The organism is Nocardia sp. NPDC003693, assembly GCF_053981095.1.
Genome location: NZ_JBSFNO010000015.1, coordinates 49180 through 62592, shown reverse-complemented (window position 1 = coordinate 62592; position 13413 = coordinate 49180). Strand labels below are relative to the sequence as shown.

Below are 13413 nucleotides of genomic sequence, written 5' to 3'. Positions count from 1 at the left end.
GGGAAATGACCGCTTAACCGCATGGAAACAGGACGTCGGTACCAATAGGTCAGGACGTTCGGAGGAGAGTTACCGATGACCGTGATCGACACACCAGGCACCGCGACCAGCGTTACCGGCTGGACCCCGGCTTGCCGATTGGATTACCTCATTCCCGGCCGCGGCGTGGCGGTGTTGCTGAAGGGCGGCCAGCAGGCCGCTCTGTTCCTGCTGGCGGACGGAACCCTGTACGCCGTGGGCAATATCGATCCGTTCGGGCGGGCTGCGGTGATGTCGCGCGGCATCGTCGGTGATCGGGGCGGGGTGCCCGTCGTGGCGTCCCCGCTGCTCAAGCAGTCCTTCTCGCTGATCGACGGGCGCTGCCTGGACGATGACGGCGTGGCACTGCCGGTGTACGGCGTCCGCGTGGTGGACGGTGTTGTCGCACTGTCGAATTCGGCGCTGGAGTTTCCCGGGGCCCCGGACGGCGGCATCGGTGGTACGGCATGACCGAGCTCGACGCGGGTACCCCGCTGGCCGGTTTCACGATCGGGATCACCGCGGCGCGCCGGGCCGATGAGCTCGGCACCCTGCTCGCTCGCCGCGGCGCCACCATCGTGACCGCGCCGGCGATTCGCATCATTCCCCTGGCCGACGACACCGAACTCGAACGCGTCACGCGGCAGCTGGTGGCCGATCCGCCGCAGATCACCGTCGCCACCACCGGCATCGGCTTTCGCGGCTGGATGGAGGCCGCCGAGGGCTGGGGCCTGGCCGAAGAGCTGCGCACGACCCTCGCCTCGACCCGCATGCTGGCCCGCGGCCCCAAGGCCAAGGGCGCGATCCGCGCCGCCGAACTGCGCGAGGAGTGGTCACCCGCCTCAGAGTCCTCCGCCGAGGTGCTCGACCACCTGCTGGCCCAGGGCGTCGAGGGCGTGCGGATCGCGGTGCAGCTGCACGGCGCGACCACCGAATGGGAGCCGGTTCCGGACTTCTGTGAGGTATTGCGCTGTGCCGGAGCCGATGTCGTGCCGGTGCCGGTCTACCGCTGGACACCGCCGCAGGATCGCACCCCCATGGACCGCCTCATCGAGGCCATCGTCACCGCGGGCATCGACTGCGTGACCTTTACCAGCGCGCCCGCGGTGGCCTCACTGCTGATGCGCGCCAAGGAAACCGGGCTGCTCGAGCCGGTGCTGCACGCGCTGCGCGGGCGGGTGCTGGCGGCCTGCGTCGGCCCGATCACCGCGGCTCCGCTGGAGGAGCTGGGCGTCTCGACCTCCATGCCGGGGCGGGCCCGGCTGGGCGCGCTCGCCCGGCACGTGGCCGAGGAACTGCCCCGGCGCGCCAACCGTATCCAGGCCGCGGGACACATTCTGAGCGTGCGCGGCGCGTGCGTGGTGGTGGACGGGCAGGTTCGCCAGCTCGCGCCCGCGCCCATGGCCCTCATGCGCTCGCTGGCCCGTCAGCCCGGCCGCGTGGTCTCGCGTGAGGATCTGCTGGCGGCGCTGCCCGGCGGCGGGGACGACACCCACGCGGTGGAGACCGCCATCGCCCGGCTGCGTGCCGGTCTCGGTACGCCCAAGGCCATTCAGACCGTGGTCAAGCGCGGCTACCGGCTCGCGCTCGATCCGGCCGAATGCATCGACAACACGCGCCCGGTGGCTCCGGCTCCGCCCGCGACTTCCGCGGCGCGCCAGCCGTTTCCGCCGCGCACCTCAAGTTTCGCCCGGCAGGATCTGCCCGCCCGTGGTGTTCCCGCGCGCCCGGCCGAGCCCCCGGTGACCGGCGCCGCGCGCCCGGTGCACCCGGCCCCGCCGGTGAGCGGTTCCGGCGTTCCGGTGCGGGCCACGCGGCCCGCGCCGGTTGCGGGGGCGTGGTGACCGCCCCGGCCCTGGTGCTGGTCGCCCACGGCACCAGGAGCACCCGGGGTGTGCAGATGATCGCCGCGCTCGCCGAGGCGGTCGCGCTCGAACTCGGCGCGCAGGCGTCCGGTGCCGCATTCGGGGCGGCATCGGCGCCGGCGCGCGAGTCGCTGGTGCGCACGGCCTTCGTCGACGTGCTCGGGCCCTCGCCGGCCGAGGTGCTCGGTGATCTGGGATCGGTTCCCGCCGTGGTGGTTCCGGCCTTCCTGGCCTCGGGTTACCACGTCTACCAGGATGTTCCGCGCGAGGTGGCGGCGAGCGAGCACGACGCGGTCGCGGTCACCCCGGCGATGGGCCCGGACCCGGCGCTGGCCGCGGTCATGCGCATGCGCCTGCGCGCGGCGGGCTGGCGGCCCGGCGACGCGGTGGTCCTGGCCGCCGCCGGATCCTCCGATGCCCGTGCGCGCCAGGATGTCCGGCGCGCGGCGGGGCTGCTCGCCGAGCAGATCGGGGCGCCGGTCCGGCTGGCGTACATCGCCACCGGCGAGCCCCGGGTGCCCGAGGTGGTGGCCGAGTTGCGCGCCGCGGGCGCGCGGCGGGTCTTCATCGCCTCGTACCTGCTCGCGCACGGACTGTTCCACGAGCGGCTGCATCAGGCCGGCGCGGACGGGGTCGCCGAACCCATCGGTGTCCATCCCGCCATCGTCCGTTTGCTGATAGATCGCTACCTGGCCGGTGCGGAGCAGTTGACCACCGTTCGCGCGGCCTGATCGAATCACCGGAAGCTCCGAGTGTTTGGTGCTTTCCGCGGTGCCGTGGCACTGTGCGAAAGGTAAATTCGATAACGCTCGGAGGCTCCCTGGTGAAAAAGCTCGTTGTGACAGCAGGTTTGATCGTCGGTTGTGCCGCGGGGTCCTTCGCTCCCGCCGCGGCCGCTCCCGCCGTGGATCCCTTCGATCCGCTGGCCGCCTGCAAGATCACCGGTCTCACCGACGCGGATTGCAGCGGTCAGACCCTGGCCAATGATCCGGCGACCGCGAACAGCCCGATGGCCGGCTTCGGCTACTCCGGTTCGGCCGCGCACACGAACTGATCTCGGTCGCGTTCGGCGCTCGCGTATTCGGGCCGGTCACCCTCCGCGGTGACCGGCCCGAGTCGTGTCGCGGACCCGCACGGTCCCGCTGAGCGGGCCGGGTGGGCCCGCATCCGCCCCGGTCCGGCCAGGATGGCCGTATGTCGGTCGAACACCCTGCCCGCCGTGCCGGACTCGCTTCCCAGGCCGCGGTGCGCGCCCGCGACAAGGCCGCGTGGCTGGCCCTGTTTGCGCCCGACGCGCGGGTCGAGGATCCGATCGGCGTCTCGCCCTACGATCCGGTGGGCGCGGGCCATGCCGGGCCCGCGGCCATCGCGGCCTTCTGGGACATGGCCATCGCGCGCAGTGTCATCGACTTCCGCATGCGAGATTCCTATGCCTGCGGCGACGAGGTCGCTTTCGTGGGCGTCATTCGCAGCGAGCGCGACGGCCGGGCCGTGGAGGTGGACGGCGTGTTCACCTATCGGGTGAATTCGGCCGGCCTCATCGTGGCCCTGCGCGCATTCTGGGAATTGAAACAAGCCCGAATCACATTCTTGTCGAACTAGTCTCGCTGCGAATTTGCCGGACCCGGCGGAAGATCCGGGGTCTGCAGTGCCGGGTACCAGATGTCGGTGAGCACGGTCGCCGCCTCGTCCGCGGAGACGTCGATGGTGCCCTGCATGGCCCAGCGCGTGAAGAACCGTTCGAGCTGGGCCACCAGCAGTTCGATCCGCAGCCGCGCCTCGTCCTGGCGATCCTGCGGCCAGCGTGACAGATACGCGGTCATGACGTTGGGCACCGCGAGAATGCCCTCGCGCGCCACCTCCCGGAACTCCGGCTCCAGGGCCGTGGCCTCGTCCCAGGCGGGCAGCAGGTCCTTGTACTCCTGGAACCAGTCGATGGAGCGCCGCATCCAGGCCGCGAACTCGGTGCGCGATCCCGATTCCAGCACGTGGTCGAGGTCCTCGTAGAAGTACTGCACGCTCGGCAGCGCGCCCTGTTCGGCGATCGCGCGCAGCACATCGGATTTCCCGGTGAAGTGCAGATAGAAGGTGGCCCGGCTGCAGCCGACCGCCGCGGCGATGTCGTCCACCCGGATCGGCGCGTACCCCTGGGTCGTGAACAACCCCTTCGCGGCTTCGATGAGCCGGGTGCGGGTGAGCCGCTTCTGCTCGTCGCGCAGCGAGGTCCGCCGGGTGGTGGTCGTCTCGCCGGTCGCCGGTTCGGTCTGCATGGGTGCTTGGCCGCCTTGGTCGGGGGAGCGAAAGCCGTCGGTGCGATGGCTCTTTCCGCTGCTCGAGTCTACGTCTGTCCGGGTCACGCCCCTGATAGTAGACGTTTGTTGATTCACTAGACACTATGTCTAGCGACTGCTAGCGTGTGTGTCACATCACGTCCGGCAGGGGATTGTGACCCAATTCCGGAAAAGCCGAAGCAGGAGAGTTCATTGATTTCCCGAGAGTTGCCCAGGGTCTGCGTGATCGGCGCGGGCCCGTCCGGCATCACCGCCGCCAAGCGTCTCGCCGAGTACGGCATCCCGTTCGATTGCTACGAGGCCTCCGACGAGGTCGGCGGCAACTGGTACTTCAAGAATCCGAACGGCATGTCGGCCTGCTACCAGAGCCTGCACATCGACACCTCGAAGTTCCGGCTGGCCTTCGAGGACTACCCGGCGCCCGACGAATGGCCGGACTTCCCGCACCATTCCCAGCTGCACCAATACTTCCGGGACTACGTCGACCATTTCGGCATTCGGGACCGAATCATCTTCAACACCAAGGTGATCGGCGCCGAGCGCGACAGCGCGGGCCTGTGGGTGATCACCACCGACACCGGCCGCACCGAGACCTACGACGTGCTGCTGGTCTGCAACGGCCACCACTGGGATCCCCGGCTGCCGGAGTACCCGGGCGAGTTCGACGGCGTCCTGATGCACTCGCACGCCTACAACGACCCGTTCGACCCGGTCGACATGCGCGGCAAGCGCATCGTCGTGGTCGGCATGGGCAACTCGGGGCTCGACATCGCCAGCGAACTGTCGCAGCGGTTCATCGCGTCGAAGTTCTTCCTGTCCGCCCGGCGCGGGGTGTGGGTGCTGCCCAAGTACGTGAACGGCAAGGTGGGCGACAAGTCGTCGATGCCGTCGTGGATGCCGCCCAAGCTGGGCCTCAAGCTCAAGCAGCGGTTCGTGGTCAAGAACCGCGGCAACATGGAGGATTACGGCCTGCCCAAGCCCGATCACCTGCCGTTCGAGGCGCATCCGTCCGCCAGCGAGGAATTCCTGCACCGGGCCGGCTGCGGTGACATCGACTTCAAGCCCGCCATCACCCGCCTGGACGGCGACCGCGTGCACTTCGCCGACGGCAGCGTGGAGGAGGTGGACGTGATCGTCTGTGCCACCGGCTATCACATCTCCTTCCCGTTCTTCGCCGACCCGGACCTGGTGCCCGATTCCAGGAACCGGATCCCGCTGTACCGGCACATGATCAAGCCCGGGGTCGACAATCTGTTCTATCTCGGTCTGGCGCAGCCGATGCCGACGCTGGTGAACTTCGCCGAGCAGCAGTCAAAGCTCATCGCTGCCTACCTCACCGGCAACTACCACCTGCCCTCGGACGTGGAGATGCACGAGGCCATCCGCATGAACGAGCAGGCCCGCAGCGGGCGCTACTACGATTCGCCGCGCCACACCATCCAGACCGAATTCGAGCCCTACGTCCGGGAATTGGAGCGCGAGATGGCGCGCGGCGCCAAGCGTGCCGCCGCGACGGGATTCGCCCTGCCGGTTCCGGCGCGGGCCGCGGCGCAGGTCTGAGAGGGTACGGAAATGACCAACATCTCGGGTTACTGCAGCGACGAATTCACTTCTCTGCGTGATGCTTTCGCCGAGCAAGTGGAGTCCGGCGCGGAGCTGGGCGCCTCGGTGTGCGTGGTGGCCGACGGCGAACCGGTCGTGGATCTGTGGGGCGGCTGGGCGGATCCGGAGCGGACCGTGCGCTGGGGCGCGGACACGCTGGTGAACACCTTCTCCATCACCAAGACCATGGCGGCGCTGTGCGCGCTGGTGCTGGTGGATCGCGGTGAGCTGGACGTGTTCCAGAAGGTGGCGCACTACTGGCCGGAGTTCGCGGCCAAGGGCAAGGGCGACATCGAAGTACGGCACCTGCTCGCGCACACCTCGGGGGTGTCCGGCTGGGAGGCGCCGATCGAGCTCGCCGACATCTACGACCACGACGCCGCCGCCGACCGGCTGGCCGCGCAGGAACCGTGGTGGGAGCCGGGCACGGCCTCGGGCTACCACGCCATGAACTACGGGCACCTGATCGGCGCGCTGATCCAGCGCATCACCGGGCGCAGCTTCGGCAGGTTCTTCGCCGAGGAACTGGCGGGACCGCTGGGCGCGGACTTCCACATCGGTACCGGCCCCGAGCATTTCGACCGCATCGCCACCCTGATCCCGCCGGATCTGCCGGAGTTCGATCAGTCGCTGCTGCCGCAGGACAGCGTCATGTTCAAGACGCTGTTCCAGCCGCTGCTCGACTTCGCCGAATGCGGGACGCCGGCCTGGCGGGCCGCGGAGACCGCGGTCAACGGCCACGGCAACGCGCGCTCGATCGCCCGGGTGCAGTCGATCATCAGCAACGGCGGCGAGCTGAGCGGGCGTAAGTTCCTGTCGCCCAAGACGATCGACCTGATCTTCGAGCAGCAGTCCGACGGGATCGACCTGGCGATCATGCTGCCGCTGCGGTTCGGCATCGGGTACGGCCTGCCGCAGGCGCAGACCGCGCCGACGGTGCCCGAGGGCCGCGTGTGCTGGTGGGGCGGTCTGGGCGGGGCGATGGTCGTCAACGACCTCGATCGCCGGATCACCTTCGCCTACGCCATGAATCGCATGGCCACCGGCCTGATCGGCTCCGACCGCGCCGACGCCTACCTGAACGCCACCTTCCGCTGAGTTCCGCCCTTACCACCCGAGGATTGATCCATGACGCAAGCCGTTGACCTCCAAGCACTCGCGGCCCAGATCGCCGCGAAGCTCACCGGACCGGGCGGGCCGTTCGAGATGACCGCCGAGCCGGTGCTCGGCGCGACCATCCCGGTGTTCCGGAATCGCCGCCGCTCCCTGCTCGAAGTGCTCGACGATTCACGGGCGCTGAGCGACCGTGACTACCTGGTCTCCGGGGACACCCGGGTGACCTTCGCCGAGCATCACGCGGCGGCGGGCGCGCTGGCCGCCGCCCTGGCCGAGCGCTACGGCGTCGGTAAGGGCGACCGGATCGGCATTCTGGCGGCCAACACCCCCGAATGGGTGCTGACCTTCTGGGCCGCACAGCGCCTGGGCGCGATCCCGGTCGGCTACAACGCCTGGTGGGCGCCGCAGGAGATCACCTACGGCCTCGCGCACACCGAACCGAAGGTGGTGATCGCCGACGCCAAGCGGGCCGCGCTGCTCGCCGAGAGCGGTGCGAGCGTCCCGGTGCTCACCATGGAGACCGACCTGCCGGCGCTGGTCGCCGAATTCGCCGGCGAGCTGCCGGAAACCACCGTGGGCGAGGACGATCCGGCCTGCATCCTGTACACCAGCGGCACCACCGGACGTCCCAAGGGTGTGGTGCACTCGCACCGGAACATGGTGGCGGTCAGCGACTATCACCGCTTCACCGACGCCCTGGCGGCCGGTTTCCGCGGCCTGCCCTGGGACGGTTCGCCCACCAGCCGCCGCTTCCTGACGACCTCGCCGCTGTTCCACATCGCGAGCCTGCACAACCTGGTAATCCCGCGCCTGCGCACGGGCGACGCCGTCATCTTCCAGACCGGGGCCTTCGAGGCGGATCGGGTGCTCGGGCTCATCGAGTCCGAGCGCATCACCAACTGGGGCGCGGTGCCCACCATGGCCAGCCGCCTGCTGGACGCGGACCTGGAGCGGTACGACCTCACCTCGCTCGCGGCGTTCTCGCTCAACGCCGCGCCGTCCTCGCCCGCCCTGCAGGCCCGCCTGCGCGAGCGCCTGCCCGTGGCGCAGGTGGCCCTGACCACCAGCTACGGGTGCACCGAGAGCGGCACCGCAGCGACGGTGGCCACGCCGCCCGAGCTGGCGGCGCGGCCGGAGACGGTCGGCCGGCCCATCATCGGTGTGGCGGTGGAGATTCGCGATCCCGAGGGCAAGGTGGTGCCGGACGGTGTCGAGGGCGAGATCTGCATCCGCAGCGCGTACGTCATGCTCGGCTACTGGAACGACGATGTCGCCACCGGCGCGAGCATCGACGAGAACCGCTGGCTGCGCACGGGCGACTTCGGCTTCCTGTCCGAGGGCAGGCTGCAAATGGCCGGGCGGCGTTCGGATCTCATCCTGCGCGGCGGCGAGAACGTCTATCCCACCGAGATCGAGAACGCCCTGGACGAGCATCCGCTGGTACAGGAATCCGCCGTGATCGGCATCCCGCACGAGGATCTCGGGCAGGAGGTGGCCGCCGTCGTGGTGGTGGCCGATCCGGACGCGGTCACCGTGGACGAACTCCGGGACCACGTGGCCCAGCGCCTGGCCTATTTCAAGGTGCCCGCGCGCTGGCTGGTCACCGCGGATGCGCTGCCGCGCAACGCGACCGGCAAGGTGCTGCGCCGCGAGCTGTCGGTGGGGGAGTGAAAGACCGTGTACGACATCCTCATCAAGGGCGGGCGCTGGTTCGACGGCACCGGCGCGCCGTCGGCCGTGCGAGATATCGGCATCCGTGACGGCCGGGTCGCCGATATCGGCAGCGGCCTGGACGACGCCGGCTGCGGCCGCGTCATCGACGCGGCCGGGCAGTGGGTGATGCCCGGCATGCTGGACATCCACACCCACTACGACGTGGAAGTGCTGCTGGACCCGTCGCTGTCGGAGTCGGTGCGGCACGGCGTCACCACGATCCTGCTCGGTTCGTGCTCGCTGTCCACCGTGCATGTCGACGGTCCCGACGCCGGGGATCTGTTCGGCCGGGTGGAGGCCATCCCGCGCAAGCACGTGGTGGCGGCGATGGACGGGCTCAAGACCTGGCGGAGCGCGCACGGCTACGTGGCGGCGCTCGAGTCGCTGCCGCTGGGCGCGAATCTCGCGGCGTTCATCGGGCATTCGGATATTCGCGCCGCGCAGATGGGGCTGGATCGCGCCACCCGGCCCGACGTGCGGCCCACCGAGGCCGAACTGAAAGCCATGGAGCACAAGCTGTCCGAGGCGCTCGACGCGGGATTCGTGGGGATGTCGTCGCAGCAGTTGCTGTTCGACAAGCTGGACGGTGAGGTGTGCCGTTCGCGCACCCTGCCGTCGACCTACGCCACGGCGAAGGAGCGACGGCGGCTCAATCGCATTCTGCGCGAGCGCAATCGGGCGCTCCAGGGTGGTCCCGACGTGCCGCGCCCGCAGAGTCTGATCGCCATGGTGGCCAGTTCGCTGGGTATCGGGCGGCCGAATCTGAAGGTCAGTCTGCTCTCGGCCGCCGATATCAAGGCGATTCCGGGGGTGGTGCACATCTTCCCGCTGCTGGCCAAGATCGTGAACCGGCTCGGCGGCAACTTCCGCTGGCAGCATCTGCCGGTTCCGTTCGAGGTCTACTCCGACGGCATCGACCTGCCCGTCTTCGAGGAGTTCGGTTCCGGTGCGGCGGCCCTGCACCTGTCCAACCAGCTCGAACAGCGGCGCGACCTGCTGGCCGATCCGGAGTACCGGCGCTGGTTCCGTAGGGACTACGACAAGAAGTACGGTCCGCGCGTGTGGCACCGCGACTTCTTCGACGCCGAGATCACCGAATGCCCCGACACGAGCGTCATCGGGAAGACCTTCGGGCAGGTCGGCCTGGACCGGGGTGGTCTGCACCCGGTGGACGCCTTCCTGGATCTGGTGGTGGAGCACGGTTCCAAGGTGCGCTGGCACACCACCATCTCCAATCACCGTCCCGAGGTCCTGGATCGACTGGCCGCGGATCCCGGTGTGCAACTGGGCTTCTCGGACGCCGGCGCGCATCTGCGCAACATGGCCTTCTACAACTTCGGGTTGCGCCTGCTCGGGCGCGTGCACCGGGCCCAGCAGGCGGGTAAGCCGTTCATGACCGTCGAGCACGCCGTGCACCGTCTCACCGGTGAGCTCGCGGACTGGTACGACCTGGACGCCGGACATCTGCGCGCGGGCGACCGCGCCGACGTGGTGATCGTGGATCCCGCCAAGCTCGACGAATCGCTCGAGGCGTATGCCGAGAGCATGGTGCCCGAGTACGACAACCTCTCCCGCATGGTGAACCGCAACGACGCCACCGTCACCGCGGTGCTCGTCAACGGCGAGTACGTGTTCGGCCGCGGTGAGAAGTCGCCGCACCTGGGCGAGCGGCGCACCGGCCGGTTCCTGCGCGCGGGCCGACGCTGATCCGGTACCCGCGCAGGCGGCGAAATCCACTGACCAGCAGCAGTTTCCGGCCCGGGTGTGCGTTCGGCGCATGCCCGGACCCGAGGAAGAGAGTCCAATGAGTACTGCGAGATTCGGCGGCAAGGTTGCCGTCGTGACCGGCGCCGCCTCCGGCATCGGTTCGTCCCTGGCCACCGCCCTGGTCGCCGAGGGCGCGTCGGTGATCGGCCTGGACATCGACGAGCCCGGATTGGCGAAGAAGGCGGCCGAACTCGGCGACGCGTTCGTTCCGGTGACCGCCGACGTGACCGCCGAGGCGCAGGTGGCCGGGGCGATAGGCGTCGCGGCCGAACGCTTCGGCCGCCTGGACGCGGCATTCAACGTCGCGGGCGGCTCCCGGATCGGCGCGATCACCGATATGGCCGAGGCCGATTGGGATTTCACCGTCGACCTGGTCCAGAAGAGCGTGTTCCTGTGCACCAAGCACGAGGCCCGCCTGATGCGCGACAGCGGCAACGGCGGTGCGATCGTGAACATCTCGTCCCTGGACGGCCGCATCCCGATGCCCGGCGGCAGCCCCTACGCCACCGGCAAGGCGGGTGTGGTGATGTTCTCCAAGAACGCCGCCCTGGAGTTGGCGCCCCACCGCATCCGGGTGAACTCGGTCCTGCCCGGCCTGGTGGACACCCCGCTGGTGGCGGCGGTGATGGCCTACGAGCCCGCGAAACAGATGTTCCTGGACCGGATTCCCCTGGGCGCGGCCGCGACCCCCGAACAGATCACCGCCCCCTGCCTGTTCCTGGCCTCCGATGACGCCTCGTATATCACCGGTACCGAGCTGGTGGTGGACGGCGGCTGGGAGATCAGCAATTTCCCGAACCTGGCGAAGCTCGCCGGGAGCTGATCGAAGTCGTCGCGGGGGCGGATGCCGTCCCCGCGACGCACCGCCTCACGCTCGATGCCGCCCCCGCAGTCGATGAAGGTTGCCCACCGGCACCCGCCGAAACTCTCGCCCGTTCGCGAGAACCGAGAGCGCCGTGGCGGTCCGGCGTTGACCTTCGGTCCGCGAGCCTGGGACGCGTTCACCGCCGCTCTGCGCGCCGGGAACTGCGGGTAGGCGGGGCGCCGGCCCACCAGCCGTTCACCGAGCGTTCGTGTTGGCGCAAGGTGGGGGAGGCAATCTCTACTGGTGGGTGTGCGGGCCCCATCGCACATCTCTACCGATCGAATCGGCCGGAGTTCGCGATGACTGAAACGCCTGTCGCACATGCCTCGAACCCGTCCTCGGGGCTCAGCCCCGATGTTCAGGTCGCCCTGCAGCGGGTCACCACCCGCCTGAACACCGAATTCACCGAGCTGGTGGCCGCCGACACCGTGGACGCCACGGTCCAGTCGGCGTACGAGTACATCGCCCGGGAAGCGAAGGTGGAAGCCTTCCTGCCGCTGCTCGCCGAGCGCATCGCCCGAAAAAGGCTGCGGGAGAGCATGACCTGAGAACCGGGCGAATCCCGGCGCGCGAGACACGGCGGTGCGGTGTGTGAACCCCCGTCGCGTCTCGCGCTTTTTCGTGTAAGCGCCGAAAAGTGTCGTGCTCGGACGCTAACGTCAAGGAGGTGGGACACGGCGGGGATGACTCAGGGCGGATCGGTTCTCTACGAAGAGATTTCGATGTCATGTTGGATGCGTGCTGGGAGGAGGTGGAGGGGACCGCCTCGGGGGAGTTGCTGGCGGCGCTGCACGATCCGGGGATGCGGGAACGGCGCATCGACGCGCTGCACTATCTCGAGACACTGCTCATGCGGGATTTGAGCCTGGCCAAACTGCGTGAAGCGGGCCGGGCCGAGCGCGCGGAACTGGCCGATATGTGGCACCGCACCGAGAGTTTGCGGCTGACGGCCATGGCACAGGTGCGCGCGGAGGAGCATCCGCTGCGCCGCGAGGGTCCCAAGGGGTTCGAGCAGGTGTGCGGGTGGCTGGTGGGGCTGCTGCTGCCGCGCGAATACGAGGCGGCCTTCGGGGAAGCGTCCCTGGAATGCGGATTGGCCCCCGAACGCACGCGCCTGCCCTCGCACGACTGGTGGGCGTGGGCGGTGCGCTACGGCTGGCTCGTCGATACGACGAGTCCCGCTGGGAAACAGCTGCTTTCGCTCGACCAGAACGCCTTCGTCGAGCGAATCCGCCGCGTCATCTCCGGCGCGCACGTCGCGGGCTCGGACGACCCGGCGGTGGTGGAGCGCTGGGAACGCGCGTTCAAAGGCATCGAGGAGGAATTGCGCTCCGACCTCGAGGCCGCCCTGGCCGTGGCGCGTGAGGCGCGCGGCGCCTCCTTCGAACTCGCGCTCACCTGGGTCGCCGAACTCTACGAGGAACTCGCCGACCTGCGGGTGCAGCGCCGGGCGGCGGTGCGCCGCTGCATCGCCATGAAGGACGAGGTCGCCGGCCGCGTGAACGCCGCCACCGATTCGGTCCGCGAATGGTGCTGCGCCGCGGCCGCCGACCGCATCGCCGAGGAGCACGCCGAGCTGTGGGATCGGGTGCGCACGGTGGTGTGGGAACACCGGAGTACCTGGGAACGCGAGGGCTTCACCTTCACCGTCGACGGCAGCGCGCTCGCCGATCGCCTGCGCCTGGCGGTGCGCGAACATCCCGCCCGGCAGTCGATCAGCGAGGTCTCCTCCGGCGCGCTGCCGCGGGTATCGCCCGCTGCCCCCGGCGTGCTCGCGGTGGCCACCGACGCCTCCGGATTCGGCCCGGTGGGCGGCTACGCCTGGGTGACCGCCGACGGCCGCAGCGGCGGCGGCAAGTGCGTGGACGGCAAGTCCTCGGTCGAGTCCGAGCTCATCGCCATCTGCGAAGCCGCTCTCGCGCCCGAACTCTCGGATCGCCGCCTGCGCATACTGTCCGACTGCGATCAGGCGGTGGAGGCCGTGAACGCGGCGTTGCGCAACCGGACGGCCAACACGCTCCCGTTCACCGTGTCCGCCGCGGTCCAGGACTACGTGCACCGCGCGATCGGCCGCGCGATTCCCTTCAGCGCCAAATGGATAGCGGGCCACGACGGTCACCCCCTCAACGAGGAGGCACACCGCCTGGCCCGCGCCGCACGCTGGTAGCGCGCCGAT

14 protein-coding genes are annotated in these 13413 nt (G+C 69.5%); 13 read left to right on the top strand and 1 reads right to left on the bottom strand.

Translation table 11 applies throughout. The annotated features are described in order from the left end of the window. Nucleotides 1-75: 75 nt before the first annotated feature. The 5 genes from nirD to ACWDOP_RS18395 all read left to right on the top strand — a co-directional run bounded on the left by nirD (nt 76) and on the right by ACWDOP_RS18395 (nt 3485). Entirely contained in the window at nt 76-489 is a 414-nt protein-coding gene (gene nirD, locus ACWDOP_RS18415) for a nitrite reductase small subunit NirD (RefSeq protein ID WP_456346065.1), read from the top strand. Then, nucleotides 486-1862 (top strand): uroporphyrinogen-III synthase, encoded by a 1377-nt coding sequence (locus tag ACWDOP_RS18410; RefSeq protein WP_456346064.1) that lies wholly within the window; start codon nt 486-488, stop codon nt 1860-1862. Before nirD ends, ACWDOP_RS18410 begins: the two co-directional genes overlap by 4 nt. Continuing rightward, nucleotides 1859-2614, top strand: a complete 756-nt coding sequence (locus ACWDOP_RS18405) for a sirohydrochlorin chelatase (RefSeq protein WP_456346063.1) — start codon at nt 1859-1861, stop codon at nt 2612-2614. The genes ACWDOP_RS18410 and ACWDOP_RS18405 overlap by 4 nt, the downstream gene beginning before the upstream one ends. Before the next feature lie 107 nt (nt 2615-2721). Then, the gene (locus tag ACWDOP_RS18400) at nt 2722-2937 is read left to right on the top strand and encodes a hypothetical protein (RefSeq protein ID WP_456346062.1); all 216 of its coding nucleotides are present in this window, start codon (nt 2722-2724) and stop codon (nt 2935-2937) included. Between the two features lie 140 nt (nt 2938-3077). After that, nucleotides 3078-3485 (top strand): nuclear transport factor 2 family protein, encoded by a 408-nt coding sequence (locus ACWDOP_RS18395; protein WP_456346061.1) that lies wholly within the window; start codon nt 3078-3080, stop codon nt 3483-3485. Here the strand turns inward: ACWDOP_RS18395 and ACWDOP_RS18390 are convergent. Continuing rightward, entirely contained in the window at nt 3482-4153 is a 672-nt protein-coding gene (locus ACWDOP_RS18390) for a TetR/AcrR family transcriptional regulator (protein ID WP_456346060.1), read from the bottom strand. The genes ACWDOP_RS18395 and ACWDOP_RS18390 overlap by 4 nt on opposite strands. Nucleotides 4154-4366: 213 nt before the next feature. On the opposite strand from ACWDOP_RS18390, the gene ACWDOP_RS18385 reads away from it, so the two are divergent. From ACWDOP_RS18385 to ACWDOP_RS18350, 8 genes are all read left to right on the top strand, one after another. Next, complete coding sequence (locus tag ACWDOP_RS18385; protein ID WP_456346059.1) at nt 4367-5734, top strand: flavin-containing monooxygenase; 1368 nt, start codon at nt 4367-4369, stop codon at nt 5732-5734. A gap of 12 nt (nt 5735-5746) precedes the next feature. Further along, nucleotides 5747-6874 carry a serine hydrolase domain-containing protein gene (locus ACWDOP_RS18380; protein ID WP_456346058.1) on the top strand — a complete coding sequence of 376 codons (1128 nt, stop codon included), beginning with the start codon at nt 5747-5749 and terminating at the stop codon, nt 6872-6874. A 30-nt stretch (nt 6875-6904) separates the two neighbouring features. Then, complete coding sequence (locus ACWDOP_RS18375) at nt 6905-8563, top strand: class I adenylate-forming enzyme family protein (RefSeq protein ID WP_456346057.1); 1659 nt, start codon at nt 6905-6907, stop codon at nt 8561-8563. Nucleotides 8564-8569: 6 nt separating this feature from the next. Next, nucleotides 8570-10312, top strand: coding sequence for an N-acyl-D-amino-acid deacylase family protein (locus ACWDOP_RS18370; protein WP_456346056.1), 1743 nt, complete (start codon nt 8570-8572; stop codon nt 10310-10312). 97 nt (nt 10313-10409) lie between these two features. Further along, the gene (locus tag ACWDOP_RS18365; protein WP_456346055.1) at nt 10410-11195 is read left to right on the top strand and encodes an SDR family NAD(P)-dependent oxidoreductase; all 786 of its coding nucleotides are present in this window, start codon (nt 10410-10412) and stop codon (nt 11193-11195) included. A gap of 21 nt (nt 11196-11216) precedes the next feature. After that, entirely contained in the window at nt 11217-11408 is a 192-nt protein-coding gene (locus ACWDOP_RS18360; RefSeq protein ID WP_456346054.1) for a DUF397 domain-containing protein, read from the top strand. A gap of 128 nt (nt 11409-11536) precedes the next feature. Then, nucleotides 11537-11785 (top strand): three-helix bundle dimerization domain-containing protein, encoded by a 249-nt coding sequence (locus ACWDOP_RS18355; RefSeq protein WP_454203549.1) that lies wholly within the window; start codon nt 11537-11539, stop codon nt 11783-11785. Nucleotides 11786-11964: 179 nt separating this feature from the next. After that, nucleotides 11965-13404, top strand: a complete 1440-nt coding sequence (locus ACWDOP_RS18350) for an RNase H family protein (protein WP_456346053.1) — start codon at nt 11965-11967, stop codon at nt 13402-13404. Nucleotides 13405-13413 lie beyond the last annotated feature (9 nt).

Coding starts and splice junctions, on each gene's coding strand:
- nirD (WP_456346065.1), top strand. CDS start 76: ATGACCGTGATCGACACACCAGGCACCGCGACCAGCGTTACCGGCTGG.
- ACWDOP_RS18355 (WP_454203549.1), top strand. CDS start 11,537: ATGACTGAAACGCCTGTCGCACATGCCTCGAACCCGTCCTCGGGGCTC.
- ACWDOP_RS18350 (WP_456346053.1), top strand. CDS start 11,965: ATGTTGGATGCGTGCTGGGAGGAGGTGGAGGGGACCGCCTCGGGGGAG.
- ACWDOP_RS18395 (WP_456346061.1), top strand. CDS start 3,078: ATGTCGGTCGAACACCCTGCCCGCCGTGCCGGACTCGCTTCCCAGGCC.
- ACWDOP_RS18365 (WP_456346055.1), top strand. CDS start 10,410: ATGAGTACTGCGAGATTCGGCGGCAAGGTTGCCGTCGTGACCGGCGCC.
- ACWDOP_RS18390 (WP_456346060.1), bottom strand. CDS start 4,153: ATGCAGACCGAACCGGCGACCGGCGAGACGACCACCACCCGGCGGACC.
- ACWDOP_RS18380 (WP_456346058.1), top strand. CDS start 5,747: ATGACCAACATCTCGGGTTACTGCAGCGACGAATTCACTTCTCTGCGT.
- ACWDOP_RS18360 (WP_456346054.1), top strand. CDS start 11,217: ATGCCGTCCCCGCGACGCACCGCCTCACGCTCGATGCCGCCCCCGCAG.
- ACWDOP_RS18375 (WP_456346057.1), top strand. CDS start 6,905: ATGACGCAAGCCGTTGACCTCCAAGCACTCGCGGCCCAGATCGCCGCG.
- ACWDOP_RS18410 (WP_456346064.1), top strand. CDS start 486: ATGACCGAGCTCGACGCGGGTACCCCGCTGGCCGGTTTCACGATCGGG.